Consider the following 19,516-nt stretch of genomic DNA (forward strand, 5'->3'; position numbering starts at 1 on the left):
AGGGCGTGTGTTCAGGTCGAAGGTGCCGTCGGCGGTAGACGCTGAAGCATCTCTGTCACGAAGTCCGAGGTGCCATCAGGCCTCCAGTAACCGTTCTTTGTGTGGTATCCGGGACCGGTGATCAGGTGCAGTGTCGTCTCGGCGCGGGTCAGGGCTACGTAGAACGCACGTCGTTGTTCCGTGAGTTCTTTCGCGTTGGGACTGCGCCACCGACCTCGGTCATTCACGTTGCGCGGGATGATTCCGTTCAGCAACCCAGGCAGGATGACCGTGTCGAACTCCCTGCCTTTGGCTGAGTGGTACGTAGTGAGCAGGACCTTGCCGATCACCTGTTCGCCCTGGGCGAGGTCCTGCAGCATGAGGCTCTTGGATCGGCACTGGTGGGCGAGGTTGTCGAGGCTGGCGGCGTTGTCCTGGTCAGGGTGCGATGCGGCCACTGCGTCGAGGTCGAGGCCGTCGCGCAGTCGCTGCAGCCACTCGTCGGCGGGAGCGTCGGCTGGATAGCGCGGCTGGGGGTCGAGGCAATTCTGCAGGCCTCGCGGCAAGAGGAGCCGCGATCCGGGCGTAGACAGGTGGGCTTCGGTGCGCAGTTTCGTGAGTGCGTGGGCTAGTGCGGCGAGCGATGGTGCTTCCGCCCGGCGCAGCATGTCGGCGCGTTCGGTGTCGGGTGCAGTGTGGACCTGGTAGTTCGTGACGGCGCGGCTGGCGCAGCGCTGGATGAAGCGGGAGAGACTCCCGGCGGGCAGTTTGTCATCGCGTTCGTAGAGAAAACTCATCTCTCGAAGGGTCAGTTCGTTGTGGAGGGCATCGAGCAAGGGGCCGCGCTGCGGGTAAATGATGGCGATCCGCTCTGGGCTGACCTCCCGCTGCAGCGCCTGCTGAGCGAACTCGCAGGCCGCGCGTGCGTGCTCGTCGAGCCCTCCCGCCACCGATTCGAGAAGGACATCTCCACGGGGCGCGCCATCACGTGCACGGCGTCCGCGGGGAGTTCCTAGAGCGGCTTCGGCGGCGGTGATGATGTTCTGGCCACTGCGGTAGTTGACGTCGAGTTCCACGTCGCAGAACTCGTTCCGGGCGGCCAGAGCTGTCAGGTATCTGGCGTCGGCGCCGCTGAAGCCGTAGACGGATTGATCGGTATCTCCGACTGCGAAGACGGTGATGCCCGCAAGGTCGTGCAGGGCGATGACGAGGTCATGCAGGACTCCGCCGAGGTCTTGGTACTCGTCCACGATGAGGTGGGGAAAGCGCGCGTGCAGGAGGTCTCGGACTGGTTCGTGCTCGTGAACGACGCGTACTGCTCTCGTCACCATGGCCTCGAAGTCGATCACTTCTCGGGAAACAAGCTGTTCCTCGTACAGGCAAGCCGCCTCTACTTCTCGTGGGTCGAAGGCGTCCAACGGTTCGTCGCAGGCAAGGGCGCGGCGAATCCGGGTGTTCTCGGCTGTGCGGTACTGGGCGGACATCTCGGCGATGCCCACCTGGTCAAAGCAATCCTGCAAGAGCACTTCGACGGACGTCTCGCTGAGGATCTGCCCTGCTTGGGGTGCTACTTGGCCGGTCAGAGGGGCGAAGGCGCGCAGGATCTCGTTCAAGCAGAAGGCGTGGACGGTGGAACAGGTGATCCGTCTTTCGGCGCGTACGCCGCTGCGGAGGACGCGTCGGCGGATCTCGTCGGCCGCGGCGTTGGTGTAGGTGATGCAGGCAACGCCGCGAAAGGCGGAGATCTGGGTCTGGAGCAGGTAGGCGATGCGGGCGACGAGGGTTCGGGTCTTGCCGCTGCCGGGCCCGGCTCGCACAACGACGTCGCCGGGGTGGGTGACGGCAGTGCGCTGTTTGAGGTGCAGGTCTCTGAGTTCCTGCAAGAGGGTGTCACTGATCTGCATCGTTGGCCTGCTGGCTGCCATCGGGTGTGGCCGTTTCGGCGGTGAACAGAGCAGTTCCGCGGACCTTGCGGGAGATGTCGTCCAGGGCGAGAAAGAGGTATGCGACGTTGCCCAGTCGGCGCAAGACCGAGGTATCGATCGGGATGCGGTCGTCGGTGACTCCGGTCGTCGCGCGGATGCGGGCGGACAGGCCGATTCGGTCGATGTGGGCCGCGAGCCGCTGTGCGTAACGTCCTTTGCCCAGATCGGAGATGCGCTTGAGCATGTCCTTGCGGGCATCGGGGTCGACCGTTCCGTTCTGTTCGGCGGTGACACCGTGCCGGACCTCATCGATCGCGGCGGTGGTGTCGGTCAACTCCTGGAATGCTTCGACGATCTCTTCGCCGAACAGCGGGCACAGATCGGTCTCCAAGGTCTGGGCACCCACGTAGACGCTGATGCCCTCCAGACCCGTAGCCAGTGGATCACGGCGAGTTCGATAGTCCGCAGCGTCGTGCTCGGGCAGCTTTCCGATCTGCTGCAAGAGCGCAGTGGCGTCAGCCGTGTCCGGGTAGAGGTTCGCGCCTCTCTTGAGGCCAGCTTCTCGCCGGCCGCGCTTGTCAGGAGCGGCGTCGCCGTCCGTGATGATCACGTGCGGCGTGTCGAGTCCCTTCGGCCCGAGAAGGGCACGGTAGGGCTTGAAGTCGGTTCCGTGAACGCTTGCGACAACAATTCCGTAGGCATCGAGATCGAAACCCGCGGCTTTAGCCAGAGCCGGCAGGATGTACAGCTCGGCCAGCCCTTCGACCAAGATGACAGCAGAGGCGAACAGGACCTCAGCACGACTGACGTCGAGGTAACGCTCCAGGTCGGCTGCCTCATCGTCGCTGACGGGAAGGGCAACTGTGCTGGCTCCGACCGTGCCGTTCTCAGTGGCTCGCAGCACGATAAAGGAGCGGACCGGCGTGACAGCAGCAATGTGCGGGCTGTGAGTGGTGAGAACGAGCGACTGTCCAGTGCGCAGCAGGTAACCGAAGAGGTGCCGCTGGAGGCTCACGTGCAGGTGCGCTTCGGGTTCTTCGACAGCTACCAGGGTCGCGACGAACTGTTCGTCCAAACGCTGCTGGCTGAGAGATTCCAGTAACAAGCCGAGATAGATGACGTTCGCGCTGCCCAGACTGGTGTCAGAGATGCTTCGGCGGCGGGCCGCATCGATGAACAGACGAACAGCACGGATCAATTCGTCGGGTTTGGAGGACGCGAAGCCCAGAGTCGGCTGCACCGGTCGGCGCGGGCCGAACATCGCCCCCAGCCGGGCCGTCAGGTGCCCCTCCAGCTTGGTGACGTTGTCATCCTTAGTGAGTTGGCCAACGGCGTCGGCGATAGCCGAGGCGGTGGCTTGCAGGTTGGCCTTGTCCAGGGGCAACCGTTCGAGAAGGTCCCGCAGAGGGCTGCGTCGCCAGTTATGCAGGTCGCCCTCGGCGTCCCTCAAGGCTGGCAGCACGCGCAGGGCCACTTCGCGCCGAATGGCGCGTACGTCGTTGGCCTCGCTGACGCCAGCGAACGCAGTGAAGTCGTAGTCCTGCGCGGTCAGCGGCCGACCGGATGGCTGGAGGCCAGCAGGCTCGATCTCCGGGAGCGGCGCGAAACGGTAGGTTAGCCGTGCGGTATAGGGCGCGTAGTCCACGGTGGCGCTGGACAGGACGCTCTTGGCGTCGTCGTCGGCGTCGTACCCCTGAAGATCTACCACCACGGTCACTTCAGCCCCGCCAGACAGACCAGTCGGGTGCCCCTCCCAGATGTCCTCCTCGCGCAGCATGCGCCGGGAGTCGGGTAGGGAGGGGTCAAGCACCAAACGGATCGCCTCGATCAGGTTCGACTTGCCGACTCCGTTCTCGCCGACAATCACTGCTTGGGAGGGGAACCCATCGATGACCAGGTGCCGAAAGTTGCGGAAGTTACGTACCTCGATCCGCGAAATATGCAGGCCCATTCGTCCTCTTTCCACCCTGCGCGCGATGCACTGTTCCTGAGGAGCATGACAGCATGTGCCGCGTGCGGCCGTCATCTCGCCGCTGCGCTTGACTTGTTCCCCTGGCCTGGACGTCGCTACGAAATCCTCGAGCGCTACGCCGCAGTCGGATTTGTCATCGCACCGACATCGTTCGACGCCGCGATCCGACCGGTCGGCTGCTTGCCTTTGATAGTGGAGCCGGAGGTGTGAGTGGTCGGAACGGTGCTGGCGTGGGCCATGGGGCGTCCGCGGAGTTGGCGAGGTGGGGGGCGTCGCCAACGTTGAACAGGACGCGGGCTGCTCGATGGCGGATCGGCCGCAACAGCGAAGGCCGGCTGAACGCTGCGTTGCTCACGCGCCAAGCCGGGAATGTCGCCGAGATTCCCTGCCTGCTCCACAATCGCATGACGACGGTCGTGCGCGACAAAACCTTCGGCCCGACCGACCGGCGCCGAAGCGGTCGACATCACAATTCGACACGCCGAAACGTCTTTGATTACCACCCAGTCGTGCGAACTTGTCTGTCGTGGCTGCTGCTGGCCCCAGAAGTGTCGGTGGCCACCTCTACGGTGCCTCGGGTGAGCTACACGGCGGGCATGCTGACGTCATCAAGGCGGGACAGCGTCGAACGTGAATCCGAGATTGTGCTGAGTTTGATCAGCACGGGCTTGGTGCGCATGCAGGAGTGGGGCGGTGTGCGTGACCGGCAGTTGCCCTACGACGGAAATCTGCAGCGAGGTCTTGATCGCCTCACCGTTGCGTGCCTGCGCGCGGGCACGAAAGATCGTCCACGGGAAGTGCGCGACCTGGTTCTGAACTGGTGCTCGACGCGTCGGCTCGGGGCGTGGCCACTGGCGTTCACTGCGGACGCCCAGGTCGACGGCGAACTGCTGGTGATCGACGGCAGGGCCAGTGAGTTCTGCCAGGAATGGGCAGTGTCCGCGCACGACATCGCTGCGGAACTGCACGAAAGCATCCTGGTGAGGCAGGTCAAGGAAGCCGCGGATGCCCTCGGGCGGCATGAGCTGTACGCGGAGTGGCGGGTCGCCCTCGCTCGCAACGCCGTGGTGGCGCCAGCGGAGATGCTGGCGCTGAAGAACCGGTTCCCGGCGGTGCCACAGTGGGCCGCGTGGATCGATGACTCCTACGAGGCGGTTCCGCCGGAGGCCACGATGCTGGCCGACGTGGCGGTCTGTGCAGCGTGCGGGCAGTGGATGGTGCCGGATGGGAAGCGTCGGTGGACGTGTCTCACCTGGCGTTGCACGCGCGCCCACAGTGTGCCCGCGCCGATGATGGTGGCCGCGCACGGTGCACGCCGCCTCCGTCCTGAACTGGTTAAACCTATCGCGCTGCCCGCGCGCCCGGAGCTCGCGCTGGCCGAGGCTCTGGCTGCCCGCGGTGCAAAGGTAGTGCTGTACCCGGAACTTGACGCCCTCGATCTGGTCGCTCGGTGGCCGAACGGGTTCGCGGTGGCGGTCGACGTCAAGGACTGGCGCAAGCCGTACCTGTTGGCGCGCAACATCAAACGATTTCCTGCCTGGCAGTCTGGTCATCCGTACCGCTACGACAGGGCGTGCGTCGTCGTGCCTGCCGACCGGGTCCGGCCCCGCTCGCGATACTGCGAGATCGTCGCGGAACACAGCCCGGCGTTGCAGGCCCAGCGGCACATCGAAGTGCTCACCGACGAAGAATTGATCAAGCAGACGCCCGATGCAGGTGTTCCTGGTGAGGTGACCTGTGGCCCGTGACCGGCTGGTCTGGCGCGAAGAGGTGCGCCGAGTCCTGGCGAAACCCGCGACGGCGGCGGGGCTGACCAACAACGAAGTGAACCGGCTGATCGCTGCAGAGCTGGCGCTGTACGCCTTGTACCAGTGGGCACAGGGCGAGGCCGCCAGGGACGCGTGGGCATTGCTGATCGGCTACGACTTCCGACCACCCCATTTGCGGCAACGCCCGCTCCCTGCGGGCCTGCGGTGGCTGCTCAGCGCCTTCAAAGCCAAGCACGACTGGCACATCGCCCTGGCTGAATACGCCAAGGTGCCCCCAGATCTGCGGATGTTCGACGTCGACGACACCGCACAGGCCCCCGTACTCCGGCAGTTGGCCGCAGGCTCCACCAGAGACGGCGCTTATGCGCGGGCATTGGGCGACCGGCCGCCGCACAAACCCGGAGACCACCACCTCGCCGAGCCGGACACCGACTACGCCCTGCCGCGGGGGCGCCGCGCTGTCCGGTTTCCCCGGGAACTGCTTCCGCCGCGGCCTCCGCAGCATCGCCTCACCCGAAAGCGGCACAAGCTGATCCTGCGGTGGGCGAAGCTGCTTGCCACTGCTCGCGACATGGACGCCGCGGACGGCCTCCGCGGCGAGTCCCGCCAGTGGGAGGCCCGGATCAACGACATCCGGCTGCTGCTGGACAACTCCGGCAAACTCAAACCCGGTCGGGCGCTGCCGTTGCGGGAGCTGGTCCACGTCGTGGGGATGCCTGCGGTCGGCAAAACCACCCTTATCACCGTCGCCGCGGTGTGGGCGGCCCGCTGCCGCCCCAGCCATCGCCTCACCATCGTCCTGGGCGACGTCATGGCCGTGTTGACGATGGTCGAGGACTTGGCCCGCTACAGCGTTGACGCCGCGCCCATCCTGGGCGTGGCGAACCGAGGCCGGCACCTGCAGCAGCTGCATCGCCCGGTCGACCCCTCCCTGCGCGGCTTCGGCCTCCTCGACGACGACCGGATGCGATGGCTGTCGACCGGATGCACAACCCAAGGCTTACTGGACCTCTCGACACCGCTGCCGTTGCGCGACACCCCGTGCGAGCGGAAGCTGCGGGTCTGGAACGACGATGCCGGAGATGAGGAGGAGCCCAGCCGGAAGACGGTTGCGTGCCCGATGTTCGGCAGCTGCGGCTGGCACGAGGCGTCGAGGGCACTGGTGACGGCACCGATCTGGGTAACCACTTCGCAGGGCCTGCTCCATAGCCGCGTCCCAAGCCAGGTATCCGAGATTTCGTTACGGTATCTGGAGCTGGCGTGGATGCGCAGCGACGCGTTCCTCGTCGACGAGGCTGACCGGGTTCAAATCCAGTGGGATCAAGCGTTCAGCCCGTCCCAGACGCTGGCCGGCCCGAGCCGCGAAGCGTGGCTCAGCGAGATCCGGCCGCTGTTCGAGCAGCACATGCGCAACACCCAGGGGCGGCATTTCACCAGCGCTGCGGTCCGGGACTGGCAGATCCACCTCGATTCCGCTGGCCAGCTCGTCACCCGGCTCTGGGGCCTGATGGGCGCGCACCCCTACGTCCGCGAATGGCTCAACGGCGGCTACTTCAACGAGTGGCTTCTCGGTGTAAAGCTCGCCAGCCGAATCGCGGAGCGTCCGGCTCGCCGGCCTTCTCCCGCGCCCGGTCAGACACCAGCCGCACCGCCGTCGTCGGGACATGCGGTTCCCGCGGCGCCGACGGTGACCGACGAGGTGGTGTATAAGCAGTGGCTCGACACGTTCAGCGTGTGGATCGCCAAACCCGCTGACCGCTACCTCGGCACCGACACGCGCGTCAGGTTTCTTCGCGACGTCTCCGCGCGCGGTTACGACACCCAGGACGTCATTACCGGCGAGGTGACGGCCTGGCTCGAATCCTTGCCCGACGTCCGCGAAAACGGCGAGGCCCTGCAGCGGCTTGCCGTCCAGTTTCACGTCACGATCGTCGTCGCGCTGCTGGCGCAGAAGCTCAATCTGCTGACCCGCGCCTGCTGGGAGGTGGAGACCGAGACCGGGATGGAATCCATGTCCTCCCACCTCGTGCACCGCCCGCCAGCTGAATACCAGCCCGTCGTGCCTGATTCCCCGATGGGGAACTTGCTGGGATTCCAATACCGGGAACGAGAAGACTCCGCGCCGGACAACCTCGGCACCCTGTCGTTCTTCCGTTGTTCCGGCGTGGGCAGATGGCTTCTGCTGAACCTGCCCGGCCTGTACGGCCCGGCCGACACTGGCCCCGCGACCCTGCTGTTGTCGGCAACCAGCTGGGCTGGTACCTCCCCGCGCTACCACGTCCAAGCCCCCGTCGCCGCAGTGCTGCGGTCAGCCAAAGGCGACCGTGTGCCCCTCGGCGAACGGATCGTGCTGGACTACCTGCCCACCTCCGTCGCGGGCGAGCACAACCAGAGTCGGCACGTACGGGTGTCGGGCACCTTCGGCGGCCGTCGCACCCAGGCCCTGGCCATGATCCTCAAAGAACTCGCGCGAGCCCGGGACGGGTTGCGCGGCCCCCAACCGAGCACATTGGAGAACATCCGCGACACATTGCCAGCGGATCGGCAACGGTTGCTGCTGCTGGTCGGCAGTTACCGGGAAGCCGAGGATGTCCTGCGGGAACTGGTCGCCCTCCGCCCGGAATGGAGCGAGCAGATTCTGCAGATGGTCCCTGATGACGACTCCTGCACGCACTTCTGGACCTCGGGCACCATCGCCCGCAACAACATCCACAGCCTCGCCCAGCACCAGAAAGTGTGGATCCTCATCGCCCCGCAGTTGGCGATCGAACGCGGGCACAACATCCTCAACGACGCCCACGTCGCCGCGCTCGGTGCCACCCTGTATCTCGTTCGCCCGCACCTGCATCCGGAGGACATGAGCTATCACGTCGAACGCATGCACCACCGCGCGGTCGACGAGATCCAGCACAACCTGCCCACCGCCGGCCCCGCCACCGCGTCGTTGGGCGAGCGTGCGGACTTGTTTCTGCGCCTGGCCCGGCGAGCGTGGATGGACGAGCTGTACGACACCCTGCGCTACTCGCTGACCGCCCACGACTCGGCCGAACGCAGAGCGATGGACTGGACCAACATCGCCCCGCTCAACCAGATCATCGGGCGCATGCTCCGCGGCGGTGCCACCGCACACGTCTACTTCTGTGACGGTGCCTTCGCCCCGCGCGAGAAAGACAGCCCGCTGCTGGGCATGTACCGCGCTCTAGACGACGCCTTCAACGGTCCCGATGCCGCAGTCGCCCAAGCACTCTACGAGCCCTTGCATCACGCACTACACACCCTGCTGGAGAAATACCGTGGTGACTTATAACCGTCTCCAACCGCTCTCATTGAAGCTCGCCGACCTCGTCGGCCACCCGCTCGCCCGCTACCGGGCCTGCTCCTTTCCTGCGAGGTGGGCGGCGGACCTGCGGCGCAAGGTGTTCCAGGTTCCAGACGAGGACGATGACGGGTACACCGTCGACGGCCAACCGCGGGCGATCCCGCTCTGGGCGGTCAACAACGCCATCGCCGCCCTCATGCCGCGCGTCCTGACCCACGATGGACGAGGACACTGCGATCGTGCCTGGCTCGCCTATGCACCCCAGGAACAGCCGGCCCAGCCCGACATTGGGCTATTGGTCGAGTTCGTGCGCGGCGGCCTGCTCGCTGCTGCCCACCATCGCAACACCAAGGCGATCCAGCGTGGCCGCAAGCCTGTCGTCGATCTTGATGCGCTGGCTGCGGTCACCGCTGGTTTCCACTCCGACGACATCAGTTTTCAGGATTACGACCTGGACATCGGCCCTGGCAAACCCATCCCGGACGGCGCGTACACGATGGTGCCGCACATGCTGGCCACGCATCTGCTGGGCAGCGGGTGGGCCGTCGAACACAGCCACGCCAACCACGACGGCGAGACCATCCGGGACGGCGTCTCCAACTGGCGCCGGACCGCCAACCGGGATGGCGCCGAACTGATCTCCGTTCCGACCCCCTACATCACCGGACGTGGCACCAGCTACTACTGGTCCTACACGGCACGGCTCTCGTTGCGCACCATCCCGCTCGACCCCCACTCCTACGTGCACGTGCATCTCGGCATGCGACGCTGGGCCCGCACCAACGTGTTCGACGCGACCCGGACCATCGGCGTGCACCTGTTCACCGGCTCGCCCTGGGGCGACGTCACCAGCCCAATCGGGATCGCCTCCATGAGGTGGCAACCTGGCCCGCGAGGCACGAAGACCGGGCGCATGGTCTGGAACGACGACCTCGCCCCGACCTTGGCGCGTCTCACCTCCACCACTGATTTGCCCGAGGTGACCGAACTCGCCAAGAACCCCCGCGCATTCCTCGAACTCGGCGTGGACCGGCACAACAAGCCGATCCCTCCGATCGCCGGAGTCGTATTCCGGTACGGGCTCGGCGACAAATGCAAACACTCCGTCGGCGACGGTGTCTCCGCACACGACCGCTGGCAGATCTTCCGCCACCTGTACCCCGCCCTCTGCGACTTCGCCACCAAAGTCGAGCCATACCACCGCATCAACGTCAAGACCCGTCATCGCCCGGACGCCGACGAATTCCGCGCAATCGACCACCGGGCGCTGGCAGCCGCCACTGCGCCCGCCATCCACCTTGACCTGCGCTACGACACTGCCGTCATCCGCAAAGCGGTCCTGCTCGCGCTGGAAGAAGCCCTCGACCTGACTTTCCCGTCGTCGGTCCTCGACGCCCAGGACCCCAACCTGGAATACGAGTTCCACAGGCCGCGACCCGAACTGGACGTGACCATCCGGGTCGCACCGGTCGGCGAGCTGGCAGCCGATCTGCCGATCGACTCCTCCATCCGCAATACCAAAGACCGCATCGCACAAGCAGCAGCGCCACGGCGCGACCTCGCCCGCGCCCAGTTCGCGCCGACCGAGGACATTCGCGCGCGATTCGCGATCATCGAGATGCGCGGCCCCGACGCGTTCCCCACGCCCGAGCACGACCCGAAGAAACCCGTGAAAGCCGCTGCGGCGGCTTGCGGAGCGCTGACCAAGAACATCACCCCGCCCAAACCGCTCGGCAGAGGGGACGGCCGCGAAACCGAGTCCGGCCGCACCGAACGCGCCCGCAAGACTGTGGCGGACCTGTTCATCCGCCAGACCGGGCTTCTTGAGCCTATGAGCACTACCGGTACCGCGGACAACCCGTTGAACAAGGTCGCGACCGTCGGGTTGTGGGTTGTGCGCCGCAACGGCCAGGACCGTGCCGTGCTCCCATTGGCCGTCGGCTGGCTTCCGGATGAACCCTTCGCCCGGCTCCGGCTCCCCAACTGCGACCGGTGGGTGCCCTACCGCGAGGGGTTGCTCGCCTTGGGCAGCTGGGACACCGACCGCGTGTTCACTCATGAACGGGTTCGCGAGTTCTTCACCACCGTCGTCGCCGAAGCTGGCGATGGCACCGACACCGCGCTGCTCACGCTGGCCCAGAACATCCGCCCGGCCTGCCCCGGCATCGCAGACGGTCACCTTCAGGAAGACACTCTCGCTTTCGACCCCGACAGCCCGATCCCGCTCCACGACCGCAAAGGCATCCGGCACCTCCGCTTGCGCACCAACCTGCGCAGCGAAACCAGCCAGCACTACACCTGCCTCGAGACTGACCCCGATCTCGTCGGCCACGGCTCAAGCCTCTGGGACGATCCTCGCAATCCGCGGAGGTTCCTCAGCACCCCGGACAAGCCGAACACTGCCGGACCCGGTTCTCCGCAAGGAAGCCGAATCTCGCCGCACTATCGCCGTGTCGGCGAAGAGGAATGGGGCTGGGTGAATGAGATCACGAAGAAGGTGTGGAACCCGCGCCTGCTGGAAATCCTTGTCGCGGCCCAGCAGCCCGACGACAACACGCGCTCGTGGGCCGCACTCGCGCACCAGCAACGCTACGCGGCCCGGCATTACGCCGAACCGTTGATTCTGCCCATCGTGCTGCACCTCGCATCCAAAGTAGACGGCTATATCCTGCCGCCGGACCAAGTCGCGCGCTGCCAGGCCGCCGATGAGTGACCGATCCGCCGACCCGCCGCAGCAGGGCCGTCCGTCCGTCGAAGGCGGCGCTGCGCGGCCCCGGGCGAGGTCCGGAGGGCTCAACGCCCGACAGCAGCAATACCTCGACATCGTGTTCGAACTCGACCAGCAAGCCGAACGCGACCAACGCCGCCGCTGGCACCAAGGACTTCCCCGCCAGTCCGCCGACCAGTGGCGCTGGATTCCCTACGCCACGCGCCATGCCCATGCCTCGCTCACCTCCGCCCAGCAAGCGCTCAAAGCCCAAGGCATCCATAGCGCGGGCAGCGGTTCCACCCTGGCCGCCCTCACCCGACGCGGCCTGCTCGAAATCCGGGACGTCACCATCGATGGCGTCGGTGGCCCCGTCCGCCAAACCCAACTCCGGCTGACCCCGGCCGGGCGACAAGCCGTCCGCATCAACCGGCCACCGAGAGACACCGGACCCGCTCCGTTACCTCCCTGGCTGCACGAAGCACTCGCTCGCGTCGCCAGCGCGCGACCACCCGGATTGCCGAAAGTAGACATCAGTCGTGTCGCAGCCAGACGCCTCGGCCCAAAAGAATTCGGCTACATCGAAGATTCCACAGCCTGGTCCTACGCTCTCACCGACGTCGGCCGAGAATACTGGCAACCACACAGCAACGCTGGCATTCCTTGCTGAGGTGGGCGTTTTCGATATGTCAGCCTGGTGGAAGCGCTCGGCAATGGGGCTCCGCGAATGGGATTAATGCGGATGATTGTGTCCGCGAGTTTTGACCGCACTTATTCGTGGATTCCGACCGCACATGCTGATCACCTATCATGATCAATGTCGCTCAGTTTCAACCGCGCCATGGCGTTCCTCGCGATCAAACCTGGCCGCCGTTCGATGCCCGTCCGAGTCACCCGGCCTCGGCGTCGTCCCGCACGTGCTGCCCGCTGCTTGCCTCGTTGGGGACCACCACGGTGTCAGTGGCGGGGTCACCGACGGCAGCGCAGAAGCGGAACAGGTTATCGCTCTGTCCATCGGTGAAGACGTACTCCCGTAGGAGCGCTATGCGGCATGACCGGATGCTTTCCGCGCAGTCGGGGTGATCGGCAGGTGCGGCCCCCCTTGGCGCGTCTGTGCTGTGTCGCCTTGGGATATGGTTGGCCGATGCGTTGCCTCCTGATTGCACCCAACAGCGTGAATGTGGACGTGCTGTCGGGCGTGTTGGTGGATCAGGGGGTCGAAGTTCTCTCCACGTCGGAGCTGGGTGCCGGCGTCATCTTGGCTCAAGCGCCGGCTGATCTCGCCGATTGCGCTGTGGCTGTGCTGCCATCGCAATCGGCCGGGACCGCAGAGGGTTTGGCGGCTGTCTTCATCGAGATCGGAGTCGTCGTCGGCCGCGAGATTCCGATCTTAGTGGTCGTCGAGCCTCCAGATGCACCTCCGCCGGCATTGGCTGGCGCGACCGTCGTGAGGGCACTGGCCAACAATGTGGACGCGCTTCGGCTGCATATCCGGATGTTCATGCTGTCAATAGCAGCCAGCGACGCTGCCCAGCGGCCGACCCCTCCAGCTGCGCTGGAGCCATCGTCGCTAGCTGGCTTCCGGGCGCGCTTAGAAGCGATCCGCAACCCTCCGCAAAGGCCCAGGTCATCGGGCGGAGGAATGGTGTCGATCCGGGGGTGGCAGTTGCTGCAGCTCGTCTACGACGTCCTGTCAAGTGCAGGGGCAGTTGTGGCGGCCGAAGTCGAGTTGTCGTCGGAGCCTCGCCGAGATGCAGACGCGGTGGCTTACATACCGGGGACGGAAAGTGTCCTGGGAGCGATCATTGTAGAGGTCAAATTGCGGCGATTCACGGAAGCCGACCTCCGTAACGCCGAACAACAGCTACTGGCCAACATGAAGGTCGGCCGTGTTAGCTTCGGCCTCCTTGTATACGACGGTCTAGCGACGAGCGCAAACAAGTTTCGAACTATCCCATTCGTTCTCGCGCTATCCATCGATGAATTGCTGTCCGAACTTGAATACATGCCGCTAGGCGAGATGCTGGTCCGCGCTCGCAACCGGGCCGTGCACGGAGTCTGAAATGACCCTCGACCCAGCGGCTGTCCGTCAGCATTTGAACGCAGCTGCATCGGCACTAGACACCGATGCGCAGGGCAAGGCGTACGAGAAGTTGATCGTCTACCTATTCGAGTCCACGCCAGGATGCCTCGCTGAGCCCAATGTCATCAGCGCCTTCGGCAGCGAGCAGGTCGACGTCGCTGTGGGGAATTGGCAAGCCTCAGACGGCCCGACCCTCCTGCCACCCACGTTCCTGGTCGAGTGCAAGGATTGGAGCAAACCGGTCGACAGCAGCACGCTCGGCTACTTCATTAACACCCTCGCCAACCGTAGCGTCGAGGTTGGACTGATGATCGCTGCCCGGGGGATCACTGGTGATCCGCGCGATTTCACTTACGCGCACTCCCTGCTCATCCAGGCGTCAGCACGCCGCATCAGAGTCCTTGTGATCACTACTCATGAAATCGCCGAGCTGACCTGCAGCGCTGACTTCGTGGAGATGCTGAATAGACGGTACCTCCGTGCCGTCGCCAGTGGAATGGGCGCGCCCGGCTGATGCCGTCATGTCGACAGGTCAAGCGCAAGCTCGCGTAAGGCTCGGTCTCAGCGGGGCGTGCTATTCGACCAGGCACCAGTCCAGCGGCAGCATCTCTCTGTGTTCTAACGGTTGGCCGAATGTTGTCGTCGGGGACACTGAGCTGTAGCCATTCATTTAGGGCCATGTGCGGTTCGGGTGGGGGCTGTCGGTGCTTGTACCGGGGTGGGCTGACGAGAGCATGCGTTTTTCGTCTCGACGTGCAGCTATCAGGTGTATCGGCGGGACAACCTGGATTGTTGTGGTGTCAGGGCTGGTTGTCGGGGTCGAGTGCGCGGAGCAGGTCGGCGGTGCGGGCTGCTTCGGGAGCGTGGATCTCGCGGTGCATGGCAAGTGCCTGTCGTAGCAGGATGACCGCTCGCCCGGTGTCTCCGGTGCGTTGGAGACACCGGGCTTGGCCGACGAGTGCGTTGGCTTCGTGGAGTGTGGTGCCGCAGTCGAGGGCGAGTGCGAGTGCGGTGGTGAAGTGGGTGTGCGGGTCGCCTGTGTCGGGGTGGTCGAGGGTGAGGTCGCCGAGTGCGTTGTGGGTTTCGGCTTGGCCGTCGGTGTCTTCGACCCGGGTGAACAGGCGTAGTGCGTGGGTGAGGTGGGTGGCGGCTAGGTCGTGTTTGCGTTGCAGCTGGTAGGCGATGCCGATCTGCAGATGCGCATTGGCCTGCCCTTGCAGGTTGCTGGGGTCGGCGTAGAGCTGTAGTGCGCGGGTCAGCGCGTCTACCGCCGCCCCTAGGTCACCCCGCAGCCGATACACGGAGCCGAGGTCTGTGAGGGCGTTGCCCTGCCCCAACCGGTCACCTAGGTCAGTGTGCAGCTGTAGTGCGCGGGTCAGCGCGTCTGCTGCGGCCCCCGGATCACCACGCCGCTGATACACGTAGCCGAGGTTGGTGAGGGCGTTGCCCTGCCCCAGCCGGTAACCGAGGTCAGTGAACAGCTGTAGTGCGCGGGTCAGCGCGTCTACCGCCGCCCCTAGGTCACCCCGCCACCGATACACGGCGCCAAGTTCGGCGAGGGCATGGCCCTGCCCCCGCCGGTCACCGACACCGGTGTACAGCTGTAGTGCGCGGGTCAGCGCGTCCACCGCCGCCCCCGGATCACCCCGCAGCCGATACACGGAGCCGAGGTTGGTGAGGGCATGGCCCTGCCCCCGCCGGTCACCGACACCGGTGTACAGCTGTAGTGCGCGGGTCAGCGCGTCCACCGCCGCCCCCAGATCACCTCGCAGGTCACCCCGCAGCCGATACACGGAGCCGAGTTCGGTGAGGGCGGCGGCCTGCCCCCGCCGGTCACCGAGGTCGGTGTACAGCTGTAGTGCGCGGGTCAGGGCCTCCATCGCCGCCCCCGGATCACCCCGGAGCCGATGCGCGGTGCCGAGGTCGGTGAGGGCGGTGGCCTGGGCGGGGCGGTCGTTGGTTCGGGTGGCGACGGTGACCGCGGTCTGGTGGACGGTGTGGGCATGGTGCCACTGTCCGGCCACGCGGAAGTAGGGGTGCAGGGTGGCGGACAGCCGCGGGGTGTGAGCGGGGTGGGTGTGGTGGGTGTGGTCGATCGCGGTGACCAGGACCGGGAGTTCGGTGTCCAGCCAGGCCATCGCGCCGTCGGCGCTGGTGATGGGCCGCGGACGCCGGGGCAGCGCCGGAGCGCTGGGGTTGCCGGGGGTGCGGTAGGCCGGGAGATAACTGATGGCGGTGTGGGCGGTGTGCAGGTAGTAGTCCAGGACTCTGGTCGTGGCCTCGTGGCGGTGGTCGGGGTCGAGGTGGGCGGCGCGGCCTTGGGCGTAGACGCGGAGCAGGTCGTGCAGGCGGTAGCGGTCGGGAGCGGTTTCCTGGACGAGGTTGCGGGCGTGCAGGGCCCGCAGCAGGTGGCGGGCCCTGGCGGGGGTGGTGTCGGCGAGGGCGGCGGTGGCATGGGGGTCGATGTCGGGGCCGTGGTGCACGCCGAGCAGGGTGAACAGGTCCCGCTGCTCGTCGGACAGGTCCTGCACGGAGGTGTCGAACACCGCGCGCACGGACCGTTCGCCGGCCTGTAGTTCGTCGAGGCGGTCGTAGGCGTCGGCGAGCTGGTCGGCGAGGTAGCGCACGCTCCAGGAGGGGTGGGTGCGCAGCTGGGACGCAGCGACCGCGATGGCGATCGGCAGGCAGCCGCACAGTTCGACGACGCGGGCGACTTGGTCGGCGCGGGTGTTGTCCGGGGTGCGGCGGGCCCGGCGCAGCAGCATCAGCGCACCCACGTCGGGGGAGACGATGTCGAGGGAGACGGGGAGGACGTCGTCGAGTTCGGGGAGCCGGTTGCGGCTGGTGATGATCACCAGGCTGCCCGGCGTCCCGGGCAGCAGGGGCTCGACCTGGTCGCAGGTGGCGGCGTCGTCGAGGATCAGCAGCATCCTGCGGTCGGCGGCCAGGGCGCGCCACAGCCGTGCCCGCTGCTCCACGCTCGTGTGGCTGCTCAGCACCTGGGCGTGCACGCCCAGGGCGGTGAGCAGGGAGTGCAGCGCGTCGAACGGGGGCACCGGTTTCTGGCCGGGGGTGTGGCCGTGCAGCGGGAGCAGCAGCCGGCCGTCGGGGAAGCTGGGCGCGAGCCGGTGGGCGGCGTGGTTGCCCAGGGTGGTCTTGCCGACGCCGGGCATGCCGTCGATAGCGTGGATGGCGATGGTCGTGGCGCCGCCGTCGGCGGCGTTCTCGACCGCCGCGAGCAGCACGGCGAGTTCTGGTTCGCGGCCGGTGAAGTCGGCGATGTCGCGGGGCAGGGCCAGTGCTTCCGGAGCCGCGGGGCGGACGGCCGGTCCGGGCGGGTCGGCGATCAAAGCCCGCAACCGGGCGTCCGTCGCGGCGGAGCGTCCCACGCCCGTCTCGTCGCGGGTGCGGTCGTCGATGCGGGCCGCCCACGCATCGACCTCGGCGTGACGTCCGGCCGCGGCCAGGGCTTCGGCGCCCTGCATCAGCAGTTCCTCGCTGTGGACGATGTCGTCCTCGCAGGGCCCGAGCAAGGTGATCAGGTCGTCGTAGCGACACTCCTCCAGCAAGTGGGCAAACAGGGATTTCACCGCTGCGTGACGGTGCCGGCCGAGTTCGCGGCGGGCGTCGTCGGCCCATCGGCTGTCTACATTGGACAGTGGCTTGCCTTGCTTGAGCGCCAATGTCCGCTGCAGTCTGTCCCAGTCGGCGTCGTCGCAGGCGAGGGTGATCTCGTCGAGGAAGCGGTGGTAGTCCACCGTGCTGGGTTTCACTGCCAGGGTCCAGCTCTTGGCCGCGTGGTTCCATCGCACCCAGTCACGGCTGCCGCCGGCGGCGACGAGGTCGTCGCGGAGCCAGTCGATGTTGCGCCGCAACGTCCCCGGTCCTGGTTCGGCCCTGCCGTCGTCGCGCCAGACCTGGTCGAGCAGGACTGTTTCGCCGACCGGCTTGCCCGCGTCGAGGGCGAGCACCGCCAGCAGGCGCACCACGGCCGACTTCGACGGGATCGCGAGGTCGCCGTCGCCGGTGCGGATTCCTACCGGCCCCAGAAGACTGATCTCTGCTCTCCCCCTCGGGTGCATGACCGTCAGTTTGCCCGGCTTTCCTGGTCCGGGCGGATCGATTCCCTCGCCCTCCACCCTGCTGCGAACAACCACCACCCCGATGCGGTCAGGTCTCCGTCGACCGACCGTGATCTGACGTGCCGGCGTCCAGCCTTCCGGGCGATGACGAGGCTCTGCTGGAGCAACGGGTGCCGGTTTCACCTGATCGGTCGGCAGGGTGTCCGGGCCGCGTCGGCACTTCCGTCCTAGGTGCCGTCCGCCGGGTCGCCGGATGCTCGGTGCAGCTCCTCGACCAGCAGGAGCGGAGACGGAGATCGGCACGATGAGCGCCAACGGCCACCACCTGCCGGACCCTGGCAGTCCGCACCAGCCGCACTGCCTGGGCCTCGCGGCCAGGGCCGGCAGGCGCCTCGGCGCCGTCTCCCTGATCGGGGAAGGGAGGCGGTGGCGGTGATCGAGTTTCTCGAGTTCGAGCGGCGGATGACGTTCTGCGACAGCGACGACGACGAATCGTGACCGGGTTCGGGCTTCGACGATGAATCGAGGAGGGTGTCATGTATCGCCCGAGAATCAAGGTCAAGCACCGGCCGGTGCGGCTCGGTGACGGTCGCATCCGCATCGGCGGTCGCATCCCCGGGATCGGGATGACCATCCGGGACCGGGACGGCTGGGTGTGGGCGCTGCTGGGCACCCTCGACGGCACGAGGACGGTGGACCAGATCATCGCCGAGCTGGTCCGCCGTTTCCCCGCCAGAACCGCCGACAGCATCGCCGCCGAAGTCGCGCACGACCTGGAAGTGCTCGCCGGGGCCGGCTATGTCGAGGACGCCGCCGAGACCCCGCCACCGGGACTGTCGGCCCGGGAGCAGGAACGCTACGGCCGGAACCGGGAACTGTGGTGGTGGATGACCCGGGTCGAACACCGGTCCAGCTGGGACACCCAGCTGCTGCTACGCCAAGCCCGCGTCGTCGTCATCGGGACCGGAGGCACCGGCTGCACCGCGGCGGTGAACCTGGCACTGTCTGGCGTCGGGGAGCTGCACTTGGTGGAACCAGACGTGGTCGAACTGTCCAACCTCGGCCGGCAGATCCTGTTCACCGAACACGACCTCGGCCGCCCGAAAGTCGAGGCGGCGGTGCGGGAGCTGCGGGCACGCAACTCCGACATCCAGATCACCGGCCAGGCTCTCGCCATCACCGGCACAGCGGACCTGCTCGCCCTGGCAGCCCGGTTCGACGTCGTCGTCCTGGCCGCAGACCGGCCGGCGGAGATCCGGACCTGGACCAACCGCGCCTGCCACGCGACGGGCACCGCCTGGGTCCACGCCGGCTACCACGGCCCCCAGATCAACTACGGCCTCTACCGACCCGGTGCCGGCCCCTGCTACGAGTGCATCGAAACCGCGGAAGGAGAACACCGCGTCGAGGCGGAACCCCTGCAATTCGTGGCAGCGCCGGTGACGGCACGGACGGACGTTCAGGCGAGCAACGCGGTGTCGGCCGGGGTGTCGGGAAACCTGGCCGCGCACACCGCGATGAGCATGGTCACCGGTGTCCCCGCTCTGACGCCCAACCGCGAATACGCGTTCAGCCTCGTCTCCCTCGACGGATACGCAGTGTCGACGCTCGAGGAGCCCCGGCCAGGCTGCCCGGCCTGCGGTCCGCACGCCGCGACCGCCTGATCCGCCTGCTCCCGCC

10 protein-coding genes are annotated in these 19,516 nt (G+C 66.7%); 7 read left to right on the forward strand and 3 right to left on the reverse strand.

Features of this window, described 5'->3' with window-relative positions; genetic code table 11:
• Positions 1–11 precede the first annotated feature (11 nt).
• Positions 12–1,883 (reverse strand): ATP-dependent helicase, encoded by a 1,872-nt coding sequence (locus ACFXI3_RS00375; RefSeq protein WP_378397120.1) that lies wholly within the window; start codon positions 1,881–1,883, stop codon positions 12–14.
• Positions 1,870–3,855 (reverse strand): ATP-dependent endonuclease, encoded by a 1,986-nt coding sequence (locus tag ACFXI3_RS00380; RefSeq protein ID WP_378397121.1) that lies wholly within the window; start codon positions 3,853–3,855, stop codon positions 1,870–1,872. Before ACFXI3_RS00380 ends, ACFXI3_RS00375 begins: the two co-directional genes overlap by 14 nt.
• A gap of 425 nt (positions 3,856–4,280) precedes the next feature.
• On the opposite strand from ACFXI3_RS00380, the gene ACFXI3_RS00385 reads away from it, so the two are divergent.
• From ACFXI3_RS00385 to ACFXI3_RS00410, 6 genes are all read left to right on the forward strand, one after another.
• Positions 4,281–5,624: a hypothetical protein gene (locus ACFXI3_RS00385; protein ID WP_378397122.1), complete on the forward strand. Its 1,344-nt coding sequence runs from the start codon at positions 4,281–4,283 to the stop codon at positions 5,622–5,624.
• Positions 5,614–8,952, forward strand: a complete 3,339-nt coding sequence (locus ACFXI3_RS00390; RefSeq protein WP_378397123.1) for a hypothetical protein — start codon at positions 5,614–5,616, stop codon at positions 8,950–8,952. Before ACFXI3_RS00385 ends, ACFXI3_RS00390 begins: the two co-directional genes overlap by 11 nt.
• 19 nt (positions 8,953–8,971) lie before the next feature.
• The gene (locus tag ACFXI3_RS00395) at positions 8,972–11,677 is read left to right on the forward strand and encodes an RNaseH domain-containing protein (protein ID WP_378397124.1); all 2,706 of its coding nucleotides are present in this window, start codon (positions 8,972–8,974) and stop codon (positions 11,675–11,677) included.
• A gap of 112 nt (positions 11,678–11,789) precedes the next feature.
• Positions 11,790–12,341, forward strand: a complete 552-nt coding sequence (locus ACFXI3_RS00400) for a hypothetical protein (RefSeq protein WP_378397125.1) — start codon at positions 11,790–11,792, stop codon at positions 12,339–12,341.
• Positions 12,342–12,815: 474 nt separating this feature from the next.
• Positions 12,816–13,733 (forward strand): hypothetical protein, encoded by a 918-nt coding sequence (locus ACFXI3_RS00405; RefSeq protein WP_378397126.1) that lies wholly within the window; start codon positions 12,816–12,818, stop codon positions 13,731–13,733.
• Between the two features lies 1 nt (position 13,734).
• Positions 13,735–14,268 carry a restriction endonuclease gene (locus ACFXI3_RS00410; RefSeq protein WP_378397127.1) on the forward strand — a complete coding sequence of 178 codons (534 nt, stop codon included), beginning with the start codon at positions 13,735–13,737 and terminating at the stop codon, positions 14,266–14,268.
• Between the two features lie 286 nt (positions 14,269–14,554).
• Here ACFXI3_RS00410 and ACFXI3_RS00415 read toward each other — a convergent pair whose 3' ends face one another.
• The gene (locus ACFXI3_RS00415) at positions 14,555–17,836 is read right to left on the reverse strand and encodes an ATP-binding protein (protein ID WP_378397128.1); all 3,282 of its coding nucleotides are present in this window, start codon (positions 17,834–17,836) and stop codon (positions 14,555–14,557) included.
• A gap of 536 nt (positions 17,837–18,372) precedes the next feature.
• Between ACFXI3_RS00415 and ACFXI3_RS00420 the strand changes: the two genes are divergently transcribed.
• The gene (locus ACFXI3_RS00420; RefSeq protein WP_378397130.1) at positions 18,373–19,500 is read left to right on the forward strand and encodes a ThiF family adenylyltransferase; all 1,128 of its coding nucleotides are present in this window, start codon (positions 18,373–18,375) and stop codon (positions 19,498–19,500) included.
• The last annotated feature ends 16 nt before the right edge of the window (positions 19,501–19,516 follow it).

Origin of the sequence: Amycolatopsis sp. NPDC059235, assembly GCF_042754125.1 — a bacterium.
GTDB classification, from domain to species: Bacteria; Actinomycetota; Actinomycetes; order Mycobacteriales; family Pseudonocardiaceae; genus Amycolatopsis; species Amycolatopsis albidoflava.